20 protein-coding genes and 3 tRNA genes are annotated in these 18,487 nt (G+C 54.2%); 13 read left to right on the forward strand and 10 right to left on the reverse strand.

Translation table 11 applies throughout. From position 1 onward, the window contains the following. Nucleotides 1–290: 290 nt before the first annotated feature. Nucleotides 291–367: transfer RNA gene (locus tag HS100_02190), tRNA-Arg, on the reverse strand. Between the two features lie 92 nt (nt 368–459). Here HS100_02190 and HS100_02195 point away from each other — a divergent pair. From HS100_02195 to HS100_02210, 4 genes are all read left to right on the forward strand, one after another. After that, nucleotides 460–531 (forward strand) — tRNA-Gly (locus tag HS100_02195). A gap of 77 nt (nt 532–608) precedes the next feature. After that, a tRNA-Ile gene (locus HS100_02200) sits at nt 609–681 on the forward strand. Between the two features lie 73 nt (nt 682–754). Beyond that, nucleotides 755–985 carry a hypothetical protein gene (locus tag HS100_02205; protein MBE7432704.1) on the forward strand — a complete coding sequence of 77 codons (231 nt, stop codon included), beginning with the start codon at nt 755–757 and terminating at the stop codon, nt 983–985. After that, nucleotides 985–1,389 (forward strand): putative toxin-antitoxin system toxin component, PIN family, encoded by a 405-nt coding sequence (locus HS100_02210; GenBank protein ID MBE7432705.1) that lies wholly within the window; start codon nt 985–987, stop codon nt 1,387–1,389. The genes HS100_02205 and HS100_02210 overlap by 1 nt, the downstream gene beginning before the upstream one ends. A 143-nt stretch (nt 1,390–1,532) precedes the next feature. Here HS100_02210 and HS100_02215 read toward each other — a convergent pair whose 3' ends face one another. Genes HS100_02215 through HS100_02230 form a run of 4 tightly spaced genes read right to left on the reverse strand, consistent with a single transcriptional unit; the run spans nt 1,533 to nt 5,475 of the window. Then, complete coding sequence (locus tag HS100_02215) at nt 1,533–2,303, reverse strand: inositol monophosphatase (GenBank protein ID MBE7432706.1); 771 nt, start codon at nt 2,301–2,303, stop codon at nt 1,533–1,535. Further along, nucleotides 2,300–3,205, reverse strand: coding sequence for an arginase (gene rocF / locus HS100_02220; GenBank protein MBE7432707.1), 906 nt, complete (start codon nt 3,203–3,205; stop codon nt 2,300–2,302). The genes HS100_02215 and rocF overlap by 4 nt, the downstream gene beginning before the upstream one ends. A 45-nt stretch (nt 3,206–3,250) precedes the next feature. Further along, nucleotides 3,251–4,204, reverse strand: a complete 954-nt coding sequence (locus tag HS100_02225; GenBank protein MBE7432708.1) for a GGDEF domain-containing protein — start codon at nt 4,202–4,204, stop codon at nt 3,251–3,253. Next, nucleotides 4,201–5,475, reverse strand: coding sequence for an imidazolonepropionase (locus HS100_02230; protein ID MBE7432709.1), 1,275 nt, complete (start codon nt 5,473–5,475; stop codon nt 4,201–4,203). Before HS100_02230 ends, HS100_02225 begins: the two co-directional genes overlap by 4 nt. A gap of 210 nt (nt 5,476–5,685) precedes the next feature. Here HS100_02230 and HS100_02235 point away from each other — a divergent pair, with 210 nt between their 5' ends. The 3 genes from HS100_02235 to HS100_02245 all read left to right on the forward strand — a co-directional run bounded on the left by HS100_02235 (nt 5,686) and on the right by HS100_02245 (nt 6,670). Then, the gene (locus HS100_02235) at nt 5,686–5,841 is read left to right on the forward strand and encodes a pilus assembly protein (protein MBE7432710.1); all 156 of its coding nucleotides are present in this window, start codon (nt 5,686–5,688) and stop codon (nt 5,839–5,841) included. A 377-nt stretch (nt 5,842–6,218) separates the two neighbouring features. Next, nucleotides 6,219–6,374: a pilus assembly protein gene (locus HS100_02240; protein ID MBE7432711.1), complete on the forward strand. Its 156-nt coding sequence runs from the start codon at nt 6,219–6,221 to the stop codon at nt 6,372–6,374. Between the two features lie 140 nt (nt 6,375–6,514). Next, the gene (locus tag HS100_02245) at nt 6,515–6,670 is read left to right on the forward strand and encodes a Flp family type IVb pilin (protein MBE7432712.1); all 156 of its coding nucleotides are present in this window, start codon (nt 6,515–6,517) and stop codon (nt 6,668–6,670) included. A gap of 129 nt (nt 6,671–6,799) precedes the next feature. Here the strand turns inward: HS100_02245 and HS100_02250 are convergent, their stop codons facing one another. Together HS100_02250 and HS100_02255 are read right to left on the reverse strand one after the other, a co-directional pair. Then, on the reverse strand, nt 6,800–7,945 hold the full coding sequence (locus HS100_02250; protein ID MBE7432713.1) for an MFS transporter: 1,146 nt from the start codon (nt 7,943–7,945) through the stop codon (nt 6,800–6,802). Between the two features lie 13 nt (nt 7,946–7,958). Further along, on the reverse strand, nt 7,959–8,567 hold the full coding sequence (locus tag HS100_02255) for a hypothetical protein (GenBank protein ID MBE7432714.1): 609 nt from the start codon (nt 8,565–8,567) through the stop codon (nt 7,959–7,961). Nucleotides 8,568–8,759: 192 nt separating this feature from the next. On the opposite strand from HS100_02255, the gene HS100_02260 reads away from it, so the two are divergent. Together HS100_02260 and HS100_02265 are read left to right on the forward strand one after the other, a co-directional pair. Further along, nucleotides 8,760–11,663 carry a cation-translocating P-type ATPase gene (locus tag HS100_02260; GenBank protein MBE7432715.1) on the forward strand — a complete coding sequence of 968 codons (2,904 nt, stop codon included), beginning with the start codon at nt 8,760–8,762 and terminating at the stop codon, nt 11,661–11,663. A 205-nt stretch (nt 11,664–11,868) separates the two neighbouring features. Beyond that, complete coding sequence (locus tag HS100_02265) at nt 11,869–12,837, forward strand: cation transporter (protein ID MBE7432716.1); 969 nt, start codon at nt 11,869–11,871, stop codon at nt 12,835–12,837. Between the two features lie 29 nt (nt 12,838–12,866). Here HS100_02265 and HS100_02270 read toward each other — a convergent pair whose 3' ends face one another. Continuing rightward, nucleotides 12,867–13,289: a zf-TFIIB domain-containing protein gene (locus HS100_02270; protein MBE7432717.1), complete on the reverse strand. Its 423-nt coding sequence runs from the start codon at nt 13,287–13,289 to the stop codon at nt 12,867–12,869. A gap of 22 nt (nt 13,290–13,311) precedes the next feature. Beyond that, nucleotides 13,312–14,145 (reverse strand): TlyA family RNA methyltransferase, encoded by an 834-nt coding sequence (locus tag HS100_02275; GenBank protein MBE7432718.1) that lies wholly within the window; start codon nt 14,143–14,145, stop codon nt 13,312–13,314. Between the two features lie 29 nt (nt 14,146–14,174). Here HS100_02275 and HS100_02280 point away from each other — a divergent pair, with 29 nt between their 5' ends. Genes HS100_02280 through HS100_02295 form a run of 4 tightly spaced genes read left to right on the forward strand, consistent with a single transcriptional unit; the run spans nt 14,175 to nt 17,354 of the window. Beyond that, entirely contained in the window at nt 14,175–15,044 is an 870-nt protein-coding gene (locus HS100_02280; protein ID MBE7432719.1) for a decaprenyl-phosphate phosphoribosyltransferase, read from the forward strand. Then, on the forward strand, nt 15,041–15,964 hold the full coding sequence (gene mvk, locus HS100_02285) for a mevalonate kinase (GenBank protein ID MBE7432720.1): 924 nt from the start codon (nt 15,041–15,043) through the stop codon (nt 15,962–15,964). Before HS100_02280 ends, mvk begins: the two co-directional genes overlap by 4 nt. Nucleotides 15,965–15,971: 7 nt before the next feature. Next, on the forward strand, nt 15,972–16,583 hold the full coding sequence (locus tag HS100_02290) for a CPBP family intramembrane metalloprotease (GenBank protein MBE7432721.1): 612 nt from the start codon (nt 15,972–15,974) through the stop codon (nt 16,581–16,583). Between the two features lie 3 nt (nt 16,584–16,586). Continuing rightward, the gene (locus HS100_02295; protein ID MBE7432722.1) at nt 16,587–17,354 is read left to right on the forward strand and encodes a hypothetical protein; all 768 of its coding nucleotides are present in this window, start codon (nt 16,587–16,589) and stop codon (nt 17,352–17,354) included. Here the strand turns inward: HS100_02295 and HS100_02300 are convergent. Next, nucleotides 17,329–18,483: a hypothetical protein gene (locus HS100_02300; protein MBE7432723.1), complete on the reverse strand. Its 1,155-nt coding sequence runs from the start codon at nt 18,481–18,483 to the stop codon at nt 17,329–17,331. The genes HS100_02295 and HS100_02300 overlap by 26 nt on opposite strands. Nucleotides 18,484–18,487: the final 4 nt, after the last annotated feature.

Below are 18,487 nucleotides of genomic sequence, written 5' to 3' on the forward strand. Positions count from 1 at the left end.
TGGGGGATTATAAACAAAAAGCGCAGAAGTCTGCTTTGAATCGGAATTCTTGATGCGAAGACGCAAAGACGCAAATGTTTAAATTCCTTCCTTCGCGACCTTGCGCCTTTGCGTTACCCTTTGGCACTTAATCAACAACTCATCCTCCCGCAAGAAAAGAACCGCCTCACGACAAGACGGTTTTGCTGGAGCGCTCTCGGACGGACTCGACATCGTCCCCTTGTGGGATATTATCCCTCGATGGGGACTGCCGACCTACAACAAAAAACCGTCTGTTTGGACGGTTTCACTGGCGCCCTCGGACGGACTCGAACCGCCGACCTATTGCTCCGCAAGCAAGCGCTCTAATCCACTGAGCTACGAGGGCTTTTATTAAGCGCGCTGATTGTACTTTAATGCCCTTTACCGGTCAAGGCGCTTGACGCTCCGCCCTCCTGCATGTAAAATCGTCGTCGCTTTGCGGGAGTCGCCAAGTGGTAAGGCATCAGCCTTCCAAGCTGATATTCGTGGGTTCGAATCCCATCTCCCGCTCTCGGTATAAGGTGTCAAGTGTCAGGTTCCAAGTGTCACGTGACACTCCCGCACTTGACACCTGAAACTTTAACCACGGGCTCGTGGCGCAGCGGTTAGCGCAGGCGACTCATAATCGCTTGGTCGTAGGTTCGAATCCTACCGGGCCCACTTCGTATTAGCGTTCAAGGAGATTATGGAAGTTGGGCTGCGAAAAGCCTTATGTTGAATGATGAGGTGAACCATGACTGATATGGAAAAAACTATCATGTTGGAACTTTCGACAATGCCCGAGGGTCAACTTGCCGACGTTTTGAAATACGTCCGCTTTCTGAAATTCAGCCAATTGGACAGTGGGGAAATCGAAAAGCGCTTCGACGCTTCGTGGGAGCGAGTCCGCGCACGCGCAAAGGAATTGAATATTACTCAAGCGGATATCGAAGCAGAAATTCGCGCAGTGCGTGAGGGGAAGTAATGCGGGTTGTCGTTGACACGAATATCATTGTATCGGGGTATCTCGGGGGTTCACTGGAAGCGGTCATCGTTGCATGGAAGTCAGGCAAGTTTACCCTTATCGTCACCGATGCCATTGCTGCGGAGTATCTGGCGGTTCTAAATCGTCCCAAGTTTAAGATCGAACGCGCTGAAATAGAGGATTTCTCTGCGCTCCTTCTCGACAAGTCCGAATTCGTCATTCCTTTGGCAAAAATCAACGCTGTTCCCGCTGACCCATCCGACAATAAATTTCTTGAAGCCGCAGTTGCCGGAAAAGCAAATCTAATCGTCAGCGGTGATGGGCACCTGTTGGAACTTGAAACATACCATGAAATTCCAATCATTCCAGCGCATGAGTTTATCGCGAGACTGCAGAACGAGTAAATTTGGGCAGATTATATTCGGCTTGCCGTAAACGCATACAATTCATAATCGCTTGGTCGTAGGTTCGAATCCTACCGGGCCCATCTTTCGATTTACGATTTTTGATTTTCGAAAACCGATTGGTTCATAGCCATCCGGTTTTTTTACTTCAACTGCCCCATCACCGCCTCATAAATCCCCGGCGCGGATGCGAGGATGGACAACGGCGCGGAGAGGAAATCTTCCCTTCCATCAATGGCAGTGACTTTAGCCCCCGCTTCCATTGCGATCAATCCCCCGGCGGCGACGTCCCAGGGTTTGAGTTTGAATTCCCAGAAGCCGTCGAAGCGCCCGGCGGCGACGTAGCAGGCATCGAGGGCGGCGGAGCCGAGACGACGCACGCCTTGTGTCTTTTTGGCAAGTCGCTCAAAGTATTTGAAATTATCAAGTTCAGTGTCCCATGTATCGTAGGGGAAGCCGGTCACAAGCAGGGACTTTTCCAGTTCGGTTACGCCCGATACTTGAATCCTTTTGCCATTGAGAAATGCGCCTTTGCCGCGTTCGGCAGCGAAGAGTTCGTCGCGCATGGGGTCATAGACGACGCCGAGAGTCATTTGTCCGTTCGTTGAATATCCGATCGAGACGCAAAATATGGGAATGTGATGCGCGTAATTGACCGTTCCGTCGAGCGGGTCGATGTACCAGATGTCTTCGTTGGTCCCCTGGATATTTCCGCTCTCTTCGGCAAGGATGTGCCCGCCGGGGAATTTCGCTTTGATCTCGCGGAGCAAAAAGGCTTCAGAGGCATGATCGGCTTCGGTTACAAGATCAATTGTCCCTTTGTAATGAACCGTGTGCTCCTTGTTGTATCCGTCACGCAGGATGGCTCCGGCTTCAAGCGCAAGTTTTTCCAGATCAGAGAGAGTCGGTTTCATGAAAGCCCGTTCCAGATGCGGCGCCCCAGCGCGGAGAGTGCAAAATCGACGGCGAGCGAGGCGGTTCGGTTTTGCACATCGAGGATGGGATTGACTTCGACCAGATCCATGCCGATGAGTTTGCCGGTCTCGGCGATCATCTCGCAGGCGAGATGCGCCTCGCGCTGTGAAAGCCCGGCGGGGACGGGCGTTCCAACACCGGGAGCATGTTCGGGATCGAGCGAGTCGAGATCGAGCGAAAGAAAGATTCCATCCACATCGCGGCTGACCCGCTCGATGGCTTTTTCGAGCGCAGTGACCATGCCGTAGCGGTCGATCTGTTCCATGCTCATCACCATCGCGCCCGCGTTTTGCAAATTGACCTTTTCGCCTTCATCTAGATCGCGCGCGCCAATGACTGCGATCTTTTTTGGGTCGATGACGGGCACGGGTTCATCCCATAATTGAATCAAACTCCCGTCACCCAAGCCTGCAAGGATGGCAAGCGACATGCCGTGGATATTTCCCGACGGAGTCGTTTCAGCCGTGTTGAAATCGCCATGCGCATCGAGCCAGATGACCCCGATCTTTCGTCCGCGAGCCGCTCCGCGCACCGAACCGATGGAAAGGGAATGGTCGCCTCCCAACACCAGCGGAAAGTTGCCCGCTCCCACCGAAGTGGATACCGCGCCTGAGACTCGTCTTGCCATCGGAATGATGCAATCGATGTATTTCAGTTTCGGGTTGTTGATGCTGCACATTTCCGCGATGGGCACTTCCACGTTGCCTTCATCCTGCACTGTATAACCGAGGTCTTCGAGTTTTTTCTGTAAATGGGCATAGCGGATCGCGCTCGGTCCCATGTCCACGCCGCGGCGGTCCGCGCCGAGATCGATGGGCACGCCAATGATGTCTATATGCATTTAAAGTCTCCTGATTGGATATTTGATGTCGGATTGTATCGCGTCTCACCGTTCAAAAACAGTAACCCGGTTCCGCCCTTCCGCCTTGGACCGATACAACGCCTGGTCTGCGCAGCCCAGCAGGCTTTCCCCCGAACCCGCGTGAACGGGGAAGGATGCCACACCCACCGAGAATGTGACTTGGATCGAATTGCCTTCACAGAGGTTCACCATGGCTTGGAATTCTTTTCGAAAAAGTTCGGCGCGTTCCTGGGCAGAGTCTGCGGAGGCGTCGGGCATTAGAATAACGAACTCCTCCCCGCCAAAACGGCAGACGATGTCACTGCGCCTTGTGTTTTGAGCCAGATATCTCGCAAGAGCCTGCAGGACAAAGTCACCGCATTTGTGTCCGTACGAATCGTTGATCCGTTTGAAATGGTCCACATCCAGAATAATGATGGAAAAGGGGGAATTTTCGCGAACGGCGCGGGCGGTTACATTATCGAGCGCTTCCGCAAAATAACGGCGGTTGAACACCCCGGTCAGCGGGTCGCGGATGGCCTGCTCCTGCAATCGGAGGCGCAGGCGTTCGTTCTCCTCCAATTGAGTTTGAAGAGCCTGGTTGGCGGCCTTTAATTCCCCTTCGAGTTTTTTCCTATCGGTAATATCGTAGGCGAGAACGATCCTCCCTTCAAGCCGTTTCGACTCGTTATAAACCGGCGTGATGATGGTCTCCAGAACGCGGGGCGGGTCGCCTGGAATTTCAACCTCTTCGCGGTGATATTCCAGAAAGAAGAAACGTTGTAATAATTGAGGCCATTGCTTGAAGACTTCCATCGGATCGCCGCCGATGATCTCTTCCAACGGTTTATCGAGCCACTTTTGCGCCATGGCATTCGCATCGACGATGCGTTCCTTTTCATCCAGCACGATGACCATCTCGGGGACGTGCTCCATCACCCGGTCCCGGGCGATGGGAATGATATCGATCGGTTTCTTCCTGGAGTCCTTCGAATTCATGCCGTCCTGTAATATCCCACATCCACTGAATAGACCTGTCCGCGTTTGATGATGTGCTTGACGAGATTCGTTCCGTAACGATAACCGACCTGGCGGTAATCGTTCACAGACAGGATGAGCATGTCCGCCTGTTTGCCGACCTCGATGGAGCCGACCGAATCCGCGCGGCGGATGGCATGCGCGGCATTGATCGTCGCGGAAGCGATGGCTTGGGCGGGAGTCAATTTCATATAACGGCAGGCGAGCGCGATTGCAAATTGCATCGACTCATTCCACGATGTGCCGGGATTGCAGTCCGTGGCGATGGCAAGGATCGCGTTCGCATCCAGCAATTTTTTCGCGGGTGTGTAATGGGATTCCGCCAGCCCGAAGGGAGTGCAAGGGAGGGCGACCGCCACTGTGTCGGACCTGCCCAGCGCTTCGATATCCGCATCGGACGTGACCACGAGATGGTCGGCCGACGCGGCCTTCAACTCGGCCGCGAGCGACGCGCCGCCGAGATTGTCGAATTCGTCGGCGTGAATCTTAAGCGGGAATCCCAGCGACTGCGCCCGGGTCAGGATCTGACGCGATTGTTCGAGAGTGAAGGCTTTCGTCTCGCAAAACACATCCACAAAGGGCAGGGGTAGGCGCGGGGCGTGAGTCTCCCACCAGCCTTTCAGCATGGGCAGCATGGTATTGACGACTTCATCCGTATATCCCTGGGGGTCATCTTTAAATTCCGGTGCAATGGCGTGCGCGCCAAGAAATGTGATGACAAGGTCGAGCGGGCTTTCATCGTTCAAGGCAAGCAGGGCTTTCAATAAACGCAGTTCCGTGGCGGTTTGCAGCCCATAACCCGTCTTTGCTTCAGCAGTTGTCGTGCCGTTCCTGAACATCCTCAGCATGCGCGGGCGGGTTTCCGCCATCAGCGTTTCGATGCTGGCTGTGCGGGTCGCTTTGACGGTGGAGAGAATACCGCCCCCAGCCGCAAGGATATCGAGATAAGGCGTTCCCGCCATCTTCATTTCGAATTCATTGGCGCGATCGCCCGCCCAGATGAGGTGCGTGTGCGGGTCCACGAAACCCGGCATGAGCACGCAGCGACCCGCGTCAAGTGTCGGTTCATCGGGGTACGCGGCGCGGAGTTCGTCCGTCCCACCGACTGCGACGATCTTTTCGTCTCGCATGACGACAGCGCCATTATCGATGATGCCGAGCGAACCGAGCGCATTTCCGCGCTGGGGACCGCCTGCAAGTGTCAGGAGTTGGGAGGTTGAATGAATGAGCATGGGATTCACCGTCGAGAATTGATGATGAAATAATTTAACCACAGAAACGTCCGTGTGTGCGGGCGATTCAAAATGCGGCCGGAGACCTCCCTCTTCCCTAACAAGATTGTAAAATAAAAATCATTGACTTTTCGACCCGTTGCTGTAGAATAGAAACGTAAATACGGAAGGCGTCTTCCGACCATTCATAAACGAAAGGAGTTATACATCATGTTGTTCTCACCCAAAGAAAAAGGCCAGGGTTTGGTGGAATATGCGCTGATCCTCGTTTTGGTGGCCATCGTCGTTATCGCCGTCCTCATGATCCTCGGCCCCATCATCGGCAACGTGTTCAGCACCATCAACGACAGCCTCAGCGGCGTGTAATCCTGATCGGAAAGTCCAGCAAAAGCCCCGTTTCACGACGGGGCTTTTTTTCTAGGCATTAATGTTTGCGCCGCAGCCCGTGGAATGCGGTGACGTCGCCAAACTATGTAAAAATTTGACCTTTGCAAGAAGTTTACAATATTTCCCCCTGATGGTTTCGTTTATAATGATTAAAGAGAGTGCCTAAAATCAAAACGATGCATGTCACCCTGAGCGATAGCGGAGGGTCTCTCCCCTGCCAAAATCAAGTTTATTAGAAAACTAGAGATTCTTCGTCGCTGCGCTCCTCAGAATGACAAGCGAGATATTGCTGCATCACCTCGAATTTAGTTACTCCCTGATTAAATCCTAGATTTTAGGAAAGGAGGTGAAATGCCATGTTGTTTACGCCCATGGAAAAAGGCCAGGGATTGGTCGAATACGCGTTTATTCTTGTTCTGGTTGCCATTCTTGTTATCGCAGTCCTCTACATCCTCGGCCCTATCATCGGCAACGTGTTCAGTTCGCTTAACGACAGTCTCAGCAATGTGTAGTGGAGCCCGGTCACATTTGAAAGGCTAACAATACTGTTAGGGAGCTTCTCCCCTGCAGGCTTGCAAAAATCGGTGCTCCGTGTAAAATAACCTTATCTCAGGCGGAACCTGGGAAATCCCAAAGAAAGGAGAAAATACTCATGTTGTTCTCACCCAAGGAAAAAGGCCAAGGTCTGGTCGAATACGCGTTGATTCTCGTTTTGGTTGCCATTGTTGTTATCGCAGTGCTCATGGTCCTCGGTCCAATCATCGGCAACGTATTCAGCACCATCAACGACAGCCTCAGCAGCTTCTAATCGAAGCCAGCAGTTTAGTTACAAAAAATAAATCCCATCTCGCGAGATGGGATTTATTTTATTTTTTGACCATTCACCCGCCTCACCACCCCGCATCCATAAATGACCCTGCCATCCCGGTGTTCCCAATCATTCGTGGTGCCTCGAAACGTACCAGACCGCCGCCAGTCCAAGCAGGTTGAAAACGATTGCCGCTCCCATAATATGGGAAAATCCGACCGCATATAACGGCGGAGCCAGCCACGCGCCCAATGCGCGGCCCACGGAATGCGCCGCGCCTGCAAATGACAGCATGGTCACCCGAGCGGCAGGCATGACTTCGGTGATCAGGGGGATGATACTCACAATGGTGAATTCGAAAGTGATGTAAAACAGGAATAAGCCCGCCAATGCGCCTGCCTGCGTCCGCCCAATGATGGGAAGCAATATTGCTGCAAAACAGTTTGCAATAACCCCCAGACCCGAAGCGCGGACTTTTCCCAGCCGGTCCACGAGACCGAATACCAGTCCCTCGCCTCCCAACTCCGACAAGCCGATGACTGCGGATGCCGCTCCCAAAGCGGCGATCTGCAAATTGAAAGAATCCTCCAGCCACAAACCAAAGACGATATTGACGACTTCATTCGCCGCAGAAACCAGCAGGCCGATGGAAATTGCCGCCAGCGTCACCGGCGAAGTAATGATCTGTTTTGCGTTTCCGAATATGCCGTCCTCATGGTGGGATGGCATGACAGAATCCTTCAGGGTCAATGCGATGTAGACGAATGCGGCGACGCCCAGAATCCCCAATACCATGAAAGGTGTCGACCAGGTGGAGCGCGAAAGCAACCAGCCCACGGCGGGGATGCCCGCAATGAAGGACAACGACCAGGCAAACTCAAGGGCGGCGACCGCACTCCCGCGCTCCGAGTATGGCGTATGATCCGAAACATATGCCGTAAGCGAAGGGTCAAAGAATGCTTTTCCGAGCAGGGAAAGGATGAGAGCGATTCCCAACGATGAGACAGAAGGGGCAAAGGCTACTATTCCCACGCCGCCTGTAAAAAATACCAAACCGAGCATCATGCCGAACCTGCGTCCGCGCGGTTCGATGAATGGGACGAGAAACGGACTGAACGATCCGACAACCGCCCGGTTGGCAACCAGTGCCGAGATCGTTTGGATGTCGACACCAAGTCCGCGCGCGAAAACGGGAAGAAAGGGATAGACCATGCGATGTGCGGTATTAAGAACCACACGGATGGCAGTGTAGGTGATAAGGCGAATTCGGGACATTTAAGGTTGGGGTTTAGGAAGCGGGTCTGGTATCGAGCAGGAGGCGCGTGAGGAGGTAGGCGGCAAGCCAAGCCAACAGGTTCAACGCAACGAAGAAAGCGATGATGACAATATTCCCCGAATTGAAGATCGGCGATGGGGGCGGATGCATGATGTTTTCCGCTGTGGCGAAGATGGCGCGGAGAACAACGATGAAAACAATGTTCGCAAGAGAAGTCAGCCACGGCAGGTTGAAAATCCACAACCCCGCTTGCAGCAGAACGCCGGTGACGGCGAAGATCATCGCAAGCCGGAAACGCGGCTCGGCGAGGAAAAGACCGTTCCAGTTGGCTTGCATGGCGAGCAGGGATAGCGGCAGGTAGGTGATCCAAAAGATGATTCCCGTTCGCCCGAGCGCGGCGCTCCACGCGTGAAACATGCCGCGGCGCAGGATCAAGCCCAAAAGTCCGGCCAGAGCCGCTGCGAGGAAGACGATCTCGGCGGTGAGCACCCAGGCTCCGTGCAGATATACGAGCCGGACGTTCGATCCCAGTGATTGTTCCTCGGGACCGAACAGAGCGAGAATGGCGATCAATAAAACCACAATGAGAAGTTGGGGTAATCTCGATTTGAAGATATGCATGGACCGAATTGTAACCCACCCAACAGTTTTCTCGAGCGCATTGCTTGACAAGCATCAGGTCTGGGAATAGACTCATTCGCGTTTGCAGGAAACCTTAAAGACGACCATTCCAAATGGAGGCGAGACATTCCATTCGACGGAGTGTTCTCGTCTTTTTTGCGCGCAGGAAGAAATTCAGCCCAGGAGCAATAAATGACGAACGCAGAAACAACGCCGCAGGAATTCCACGCCGTCACAGCAGAGGAAACGCTCAAACATCTCGAAGTGCATGAGGAGGGTTTAACCAGCGTCGAAGCTGAAAAACGACTGGCGCAGCACGGTCTGAACCAGTTGAGCGAGGCGCCGCGTCCCGGATTCCTTGCGATGCTGTGGGATCAATTGAACAATTTTGTGGTGATCCTGCTGATCGTTGCCTCCGTCATCTCTGCACTGCTTGGCGATTATGTCGAAGCCATCGCCATCATGGCGATCGTGGTATTAAACGCCATCCTTGGAATCATCCAGGAACAGCGGGCGGAGCAGGCACTGGCGGCGCTGAAGAAATTAGCCGCGCCCGAAGCGCAGGTGCTGCGCGACGGCTCGCGCAAATCCATCCCCGCCTACAATCTTGTGCCGGGCGATATTGTTTTTCTTGAAGCGGGAAATTTCATCCCGGCCGATCTGCGATTGCTCGAAGCGGTCAACCTGCGAGTGGAGGAAGCCTCGCTTACCGGCGAGTCGCTGCCGGTTCAAAAGAATGCGGCGACCGTGCTCGAAAAGAACGTTCCGCTCGGTGACCGGAAAAATACCGCCTTTATGGGAACGGTCGTTTCCTACGGACGCGGGCGCGGCGTGGTGACCAGCACCGGGATGAATACCCAACTGGGTCTCATTGCCTCCATGCTTCAAAACGTGGAAGCCGAAGAGACTCCGCTCCAACGCCGCCTGGATAATCTCGGCAAGTCTTTGAGCATCGGCTCGTTGATCCTGGTGTTCGTCGTCTTCTTGGTCGCGTTGATCAAATATACGGATATCGGGGGATTATTCTCGACGCCCATCGAATATTTCAAGGAATTTGCAGGCGAGATCACAGAAGTGTTCATCATCGCCATCAGCCTCGCCATTGCCGCTGTGCCCGAAGGTTTGCCTGCTGTTGTAACCATTTCACTCGCGCTGGGGATGCGTGAAATGATCCAGCGTCATGCGCTCATTCGCAAGTTATCCTCTGTGGAAACGCTCGGTTCCGCCACGACGATCTGCTCCGATAAGACCGGGACTTTGACCCAGAACGAGATGACAGTCACGCGCATCTGGGCGGACGGTCAACTGCTGAGCATTTCAGGAGCCGGGTACACGCCCAAGGGTGATTTTACGGATGGCGGTACGGTTGTCGATGCAAAACAGTATCCTGCCATCCTCTCCACCCTTTGGCTCGGCGTTCTGAACAACGACTCAGAGATCGAGATCACCGGCGAATCCGATTCCCAGCAGACCTATCGCATCGTTGGGGACCCGACCGAAGGGGCGCTCCTGGTTGCCGCTGCAAAGGCAGGTGCGATCCATGTGGAGATCGACCGGGCTTATCCGCGCGAGAACGAGGTTCCTTTCGACTCGGAACGCAAACGCATGATCACCATCCACGATGTGAACAAGCCGAGTCCCTACGACCCCTCCCCGTTCACCAATGAAAAACTCAAAGGCTGGGATGTCATTGCTGTCAAAGGCGCGCCGGACATCGTTCTCACATTGTGTTCCAAATACCTGGGTATGGACGATCAGCCCCGCGAACTGACAGAAGACATGCGCAGGAAGATTCTCGACGCCAACGACGCAATGACCAAGGATGCGCTGCGAGTGCTCGGTTTCGCGTATCGCGTGGAAAAGGATGTGCCCAATAACATCGAAGAGGTGGCCACCGAAGACCTCGAACGGGACCTGGTCTTTGTGGGTCTGATGGGCATGATCGATCCGCCGCGTATCGAGGTTAAGCCCGCCCTTGAAAAGGCGCGACATGCGGGCATCCGCACGGTGATGATCACCGGGGATTTTCCAAATACAGCAAGAGCAATTGCTGATTCCATCGGTTTGCTTCGCCCGGGCAAGAAGGTGCTGTCAGGGGCCGTGCTGGACGATCTCAACGACGAGGAATTGAAGAACATCATTGAAGAGACAGACGTCTTTGCACGCGTTTCACCCGAGCACAAAATGCGAATCGTGGACGCGCTTCAAGCCAACGATGAAGTCGTGGCAATGACCGGGGACGGTGTGAATGACGCTCCCGCAATCAAACGCGCAGATATCGGCGTGGCAATGGGCATCACCGGCACGGACGTTGCCAAAGGCACCGCCGACATGGTATTGACCGATGATAACTACGCCAGCATCGTCTCGGCCGTGGAGCAGGGACGCATCATCTATTCGAACATCCGTAAATTCGTCTTTTTCCTCCTATCTTCGAATGTCGCCGAGATCATGATCATCTTCCTCGCCACGCTGGCGGGACTGCCCGCGCCGTTGACTGCGATTCAACTTTTATGGCTGAACCTCATCACCGATGGGGCGCCGGCTTTGGCTCTCGCCATGGAAAAAGGCGATCCAGACATCATGGATCAGAAGCCGCGCGCCAAGAGCGAGCCGATCATCAACCGTTCGATGGGCATCGGTATCATCGTGCAAACCATCATGCAGACATCTGCCGTGCTGATCGCATTTGTGATGGGATTGGCGTGGCATATCGAAGCAGGCGCCACCATCCCTTCAGGTGCCAACGTGTTATCGTACGTTCTCGCTCACGACTGGCGGGGCCTGGATGTGCAGACCGCGGAGACAATGGCATTCGTGACGTTATCCCTCTGCGAGTTGTTCCGCGCGTATACCGTCCGTTCGGAACGCGCCTCGGTCTTCAAGATCGGAATCTTCTCGAACAGGTACATGCAATATGCCGTGGGGCTTTCCATTGCGCTTCTGCTATTGGTATGCGCCGTTCCGTTCCTGCAGCCCATCTTCAACACGCATTTCCTGACCGGGCGTGAATGGAGTTTGGTGGTTGGGCTGGCTCTTACCCCAGCGATCGCGGAAGAGATCACCAAGTTCTTCCTCCGCAAGACCGGCGGGTAATTCTATTTCCCCGCGTATGCGGGATTTATTATTCGATTCGCCTTACGCAGTAAACCGCCAGGCAGCCTATTGCACGGATTGTATGCCCTTTACTATTTTCCCGGCGTTCTCTGCCCCGCGGCGACGAAAAGGGTTAACTGCGAAACATCAGTTATTTAAGACGTTTGTCAATTGTGCCCGGCGGAAATATAAATAAAATCCGATCATGACCCACGAACGCGACCTAAAAAGCCTGCGTGCCATCAACCTGGGACTGGGCACGAACATCCTGCTCGCCATCGTCAAAACGACATTCGGCATTTTGGGTCACAGTCCCGCCCTACTCGCGGAAGGGATCAACTCCACTTCCGATGTCGCCTATTACATCGCCGCCAGCATTCTGGTGCGCATGGCAAACAAACCCGCCGACAGCGACCATCCATACGGGCATCGCCAATTCGAGAGCATCGGCTCGCTTCTGATCGGCTCCTTCGTCATCGCCACCGCCCTCGCCGTGTTTTGGGATGCGGTGGACAAGGTCTGGGATTTTGTGGACGGCGTGGCAGAGTTCACCACATCGCATCCCTTCGCTCTTTATGTCGCGTTTGCCACTGTGATGATAAAGATTTTCCTCACATGGTACATTCGCAAACTGGGCCGCGAGACCGGCAATCCTGTCGTGGATGCTCTGGCGTATGATCACCGCAACGACCTCTTCTCTGCAAGCGCGGCGACGGTCGGCATTTTCCTCGGCCAGCGCGGTCTGCCATGGGTGGATCCGCTCGCGGGCGCGTTGGTGGCGGTGCTTATCTTCCGCACGGGACTATTCATCCTGCGCGAATCCTCCACCGATCTGATGGCCGTCATCCCGAGCCGCGACCTGGCAGAGCGCATCTCGGATCTGCTCAAGACGATCGACGGCGTTACTCAACTCGAGGAACTGCAAGCCCACCGCTTCGGACCTCACATTGTGCTGAATCTGACCATTGGCATCAACGGCGCATTGACCGTTTACGAGGGCGACAGCATCGCCAGCCGCGTGGAAGAGACCTTGCTTGCCTCCATGCCGAATGTGCGGCGTGTCCATGTCCATTACCATCCCGCCGAGAATGAACACGCGAATATGACCATCGATGAGATTTTGGAACCCGCGAGAAACAATAATACCCCCCATCACCCTGAATTTCACGAATAACGCCTTGTAGGTCGCGCTTGAAGCGCGACCTACTTCTTTCTCGTCAAAAACGCATGCAACCTCTCGAGTATTTGCCTCCACTCCGCCTCAGCATTGATCTTCCTCTCCATTTCCCCCGCCCGCTTTTGCATGATCTCCATCACGCGTTCGTCTTCGCCGGCATCCAGCCAGAAACCGTGGTCGTTAGCAGTGCATGCATCTAGCCGCAGGTCGTATAAGCGGTACTGAAATTCATCCAACATCGCCTTACACTGCGGACATGAAAGGTCTGTTCGAGTTTGGTAATGAACCAGGGAGCCCTTGCGTTCATCCTCGTCGAACACCACATCTTCGAGTTTGTCCAATTCATCGAAATCCAGCCACATACCGCGGCAGTTCGGGCAGGAATCCACTTCGAACATCCCCTTGTAATATTTCTTGATCAATTCAGATTTGCACTTGGGGCAATTCATGATTAATGTCATTGCGAAGGCGCTAGCCCGAAGCAGTCTCCTCTTTCATGACGAGCTCGACCAAATCCTCCACCACAGCCTCATTCTGTTTCAAATCCAGCCAGACCAAAAACTCGGCATTCCCCTTGGGACCCAACAGGGAAGATCTCACCAGTCCGCGCAAACCGAAACCTTCGTTCTTCGCAAATGTCAGCACATCGATCAAAACTCGCTTGTGGATTTCCGGGTCGCGGATCACGCCATCGCCGCGTGAGACTTCTTTCTTGCCAGCCTCGAATTGGGGCTTGATAAGGGCAAGGATGTAGTTTTCCACTTTCCACTTTCCATTACCCTCCAAGGCGGAAAGTGGAAAGTGGGCAAACCATTTCTTGATAGCAGGCAATAACACCTTCAACGAAATAAATGACGCATCCACCGTCACGAAATCGATCTTCTCCGGCAGGGATTCCACAAAACGCGCATTCGTCTCCTCCATCACCATCACGCGGGAATCGTTGCGCAGCTTCCAATGCAAAATCCCCTTGCCTACGTCGATGGCGTATACTTTTGCCGCGCCGCGTTGCAAGAGACAATCCGTAAACCCGCCCGTGGAGGCACCGACATCGGCGCACACCAACCCGGTCACATCGATGGAAAACGCCTTCAACGCGCCTTCGAGTTTCTCGCCGCCGCGCGAGACGAATGTGGGACCCGTATCGACCGTCAGCGCAGAATCGGGCTCGACCGGAGTGGCAGGCTTGAGCGCGACCTGATCCGCGACCCGCACCTGTCCCGCCATGATGAGCGCCTGGGCTTTGGCGCGCGAATCCGCCAGGCCTTTTTCCACGAGCAGGATATCCAACCGAACTTTCGGCATGAAAATATTCTATCAGGTAAAATAGCCGCATGTTAACCGCACTGTTCAAAACCATGCGTCCGCGCCAATGGACGAAGAACGTTTTTATCTTCGCCGCGCTGGTCTTCGACAAACAACTTTTTAACCTCGATTCCTTCCTGCGCACGCTCGCGGGCTTTGTGTTGTTCTGTCTGATATCCTCCAGCGTCTACATCTTCAACGACCTCGCCGACGTGGAAGCCGACCGCCAGCATCCCGATAAAAAGAACCGCCCGATCGCCGCGGGCAAGCTTCCGGTGGGCGCTGCATGGACTGCGGGAATTATCATCGTCCTCATTACGTTTGCGCTTGCGTGGCTCCTCGCCCCCGGTTTCGAGTATGTCGTCGTTTGTTATTTCCTTCTCAACATGGCATACACCAAATGGCTCAAACACATCGCCATACTGGATGTGCTCATCATCGCGGCGGGATTCGTGCTGCGCGTTCATGCAGGTGTGACGCTCATCGCCGTCGAACGTTTCTCCCCCTGGCTCTACGTGGTCATGACCCTGCTCTCGCTTTTCCTCGGTTTCGGAAAACGCCGCGCCGAAATGGCATTGTTGGCGCACGGCGCGGGCTCGCACCGCAAGGTATTCGACGGTTATACGCTGCCACTGCTCGACCAATATATCATGATCGTCTCTGGCACAACCATCGTCGCATATTCGCTCTACACCTTCAATGCCCCCAACGTCCCGGACAACCATTCGATGATGCTCACCATTCCGTTCGTGGTCTACGCCATCTTCCGCTATCTCTATCTGATCGAAGTCAAACATGCGGGCGGCACACCGGAGGAGATCCTGCTCTCCGACCGCCCGTTTCAAATTTCCATGTTCCTGTGGGCCTTCGCCGTTCTCGCCATCTTCTATTTTTCATGAAAGCCTCCGCCCCCGGCAAGGTCATACTCTTCGGCGAACATGCAGTTGTTTACAATCGTCCCGCCCTTGCCGTGCCCGTGAATCAGGTTCAAGTGGAAGTCGAAGTCTCGGAGTCGGGTCAACCCGGCATCCGAATCCAAGCCCCGATAATCGGACTCACCTCAGACCTTGCCTCGCTTCCTTCCGACCATCCAATTGGGTCGGTGATACTGAAAACGATTCGACACCTTGGCGTTTCCCCCCTCACAAACCTCTCCATCCAAATTCATTCAACCATCCCCGTCGCTGCAGGGCTTGGCTCCGGCGCGGCGGTTTCGGTTGCCTTGGTCCGCGCGCTTTCTTCCTTCCTCGATCATCCGCTCCCGGATGCGGAGATCAACACCCTCGTGTTCGAGATCGAAAAACTCCATCACGGCACACCCTCCGGCATCGACAATACCGTCATCACCTACAACATGCCGGTTTATTACATCAAAGGCCAGCCCATCGAGACGTTCAAGTGCGGCAAACCCTTCACCCTCGTCATCGGTGATACCGGCGTCCCTGCGCCGACCAAAGAATCGGTCGGCGACGTGAGGCGGCTGTGGTTGAGGGAAACGATTCGTTTCGAAGAGATATTCAATGAGATCGCCCAGATCTCCCTCATCGCGCGCCGTTCCATCGAAAGCGGCAAGCCCGAACTGCTGGGCGAGTTGATGAATCACAATCACGAATTGCTACGACAAATGACCGTCTCCTCCCCGGAACTGGACAACCTGGTCGATACCGCAAAGCAAGCGGGCGCGCTCGGAGCCAAACTCAGCGGCGGCGGCCGCGGCGGAAATATGATCGCGTTGGTCGAGCGAGCCTCAGCGGAGTCTGTGGCGGAGGCGTTAATCTCCACAGGCGCGAAGCAGACGATCATTACCGAAGTCAAGTAATTCACACATGAAATCGAAATGGTTCGCGCCGATCCCGCCTTATCTCGCCATTTGGATAGGGCTGTTTCTTTTCAAAAACTCCTGGGCAGCCTTGATCGGTTTTCATCTTGCAATTCTTATTGTCTTGTTCATTTTAAGACCTCATTTGCCGTTAAGTACCTTCTTAAGAAATGCGGATAAACGCCTGCTTATATTTACTTTAGCGCTTTGCGCTTTAAGCGGACCCGGTTTATATCTGCTAAGGAACGTGCTTGGAATTTCAGCGAATCTCCGCATGCAACTTGCAGAACTTGGTTTAAGCGGGGACGTTTGGGTTGGATTTATTCTATATTTTTCGGTGGTCAATCCCATCATCGAGGAATATTTTTGGCGCGGCGCATTGGGAAGCGACATAAGAACATTTCATTCCATCGATTTCGTTTATGCCGGTTATCACGCCATGGTGCTTTGGAATAAAACTTCATTTTTTTCGATGGGACTAACGATCTTCTCATTGACCTGCATGGGTTGGCTTTGGCGGCAGATTTACCGTCTTGATGACAGTCTGCTTACCCCAGTGCTTGGTCATGCAGTCGCAGATCTTTCGATTCTGCTGGCTGTATTCTTTATAGTAAATTGATCGATGAATATCCTCGCTCTGAAATTGATCCTCGCCCCGCTCATCATCGGCTCAGCCAGCCTCGCGGGCCGCCGCTGGGGTCCCGCCGTCAGCGGATGGCTGGTTGCTCTGCCGCTTACTTCAGGACCGATCATTTTCTTCGTGGCGGTCAGTGAAGGCATTTCGTTTGCGGCAAGGTCCGCGCTCGGAGTGTTGAGCGGCGGTATCTCTGTTGTGATCTACGCGGTCGTCTATCCGCGGCTTGCGGTGCGTTTTCCCTGGCAGGTATCGATCACGGGAAGCTTGTTCGCGTTCCTGCTGAGCACGTTGTTCTTTCAGAACGTCGAACTCCCGTTCTGGCTGGTCTCGCCCGCAGTCCTCCTTTTGATCACGGGCGGATTGTCCCGGATGCCGGATGAAAAAGTCGAAACAGGCAATGCCACATTGAGTAAATGGGATATTCCGTTACGGATATTGATCGGGACAGGCATTATTTTGCTGATCACCGGCATCGCCCCCTTCATCGGTCCGCGATTGACCGGCTTGTTGACGACCATCCCCCTGTACAGCACCATCCTGGTCATTTTTGCCCACCGGAGTCACGGACCTGCCGCCGCAGGAAACGTCATGCGCGGGCTGCTCTTTGGCTTGTTCGCATTTACGGGCTTTTTTATCGTCCTCAGCCTGCTGATCGAACGGACCAGCCTCGCCGTTTCATTCGGTTTGGCGGCGCTGACCGCATTGGCGGTGCAGGGAACTTCGCTTTTCATTTTGCGGAAGCTGCATGGATAACCGCGCCTTGCAGGCAGCGTTGGTATGTTCGGTGGGTCTTGTAGAAATCGATGCCGAAGTTCTCCATATCCCTTTGCATGGCTTCGTTCTCCACGCCGATCTGAACTACCTCGGCGTGTTTGAACCGTCCTGATCCTCGCACTGATTTGAACATCTCACTGTAAAGAATCGCCATCCCGCCAGAGCCGCGGTATTCGGGGGTCAAACCCGCGCCGTTGATATTCAGCCAGTCGGTGCGCTTGAGTTCGCGCAGCATCGCCACCCAGCCGAAGGGGAAAAGTCTTCCACGGGTCTTTTGCAATGCGGCGGAGATATCCGGGTATGCCAGCAAGAATCCAACCGGCTCATCCCCCTTCATCACGATCTTGATCAATTTCGGGTCTGCAAACCAAAGCAGTTGGTCTGCCAATGCGTTTGCTTCGTCATCTGAGATTGGGGCATTGCCTGCGGTTCCGCGCAACGCTCCGTTGTAGAGGTCTTTCAACTTTGGAACAAGGGAACGCAGATCGGATCGTTTCTCGTAGCGGGCGATGCGAAGCCCGCGGCGGTCCCTGATCCTTCCTGCAAGTTCATGAATGCGTTCTGGGAATTGAACATCCGTGCCGATATAACCGGAAACCGTTTCACCAAGTTTTACAAATCCCTGCGCCTCGATCAGATCAACGTAATAGGAAGGATTGTAGGGAAGCCCGAAGGCTGGGCGGTGTTGGAATCCCTTCACGAGCAGGCCGAACCCGTCCATGGGCGTAAAGCCTTTGGGACCGAGAATTCTGGTCAAGCCGCGAGAGCGTGCCCACTCAAAACCCGCGGTGAAAAGTCCCTGCGCGGCTTCGGGGTTGTTCTCACATTCGAATAGATAGAAGAAGGCGGTCGATTCTTTATTGAACTCGTTGTAAGGGCGGTTATCCAATACGGCAAGCCGTCCGATGGGGCGGGTTTTCTGGTAGGCGATAAAGAAACCGGCATGTGAATGTTTATGGAACGGGAACCGCTTCGGGTTAAGCCTGAGGCGTTCGTCGATTTGCAGGGGCGGCACCCACTGGGGAATGTCCCGATAGATGGAAAAGGGCAGGGCGAGGAAATCCTCCAGATGGGGTTTGTGATCGATTTCGACCCGGACAATGCGCATGACT

The organism is Anaerolineales bacterium, assembly GCA_015075725.1.
Taxonomy (GTDB): Bacteria; Chloroflexota; Anaerolineae; order Anaerolineales; family Villigracilaceae; genus Villigracilis.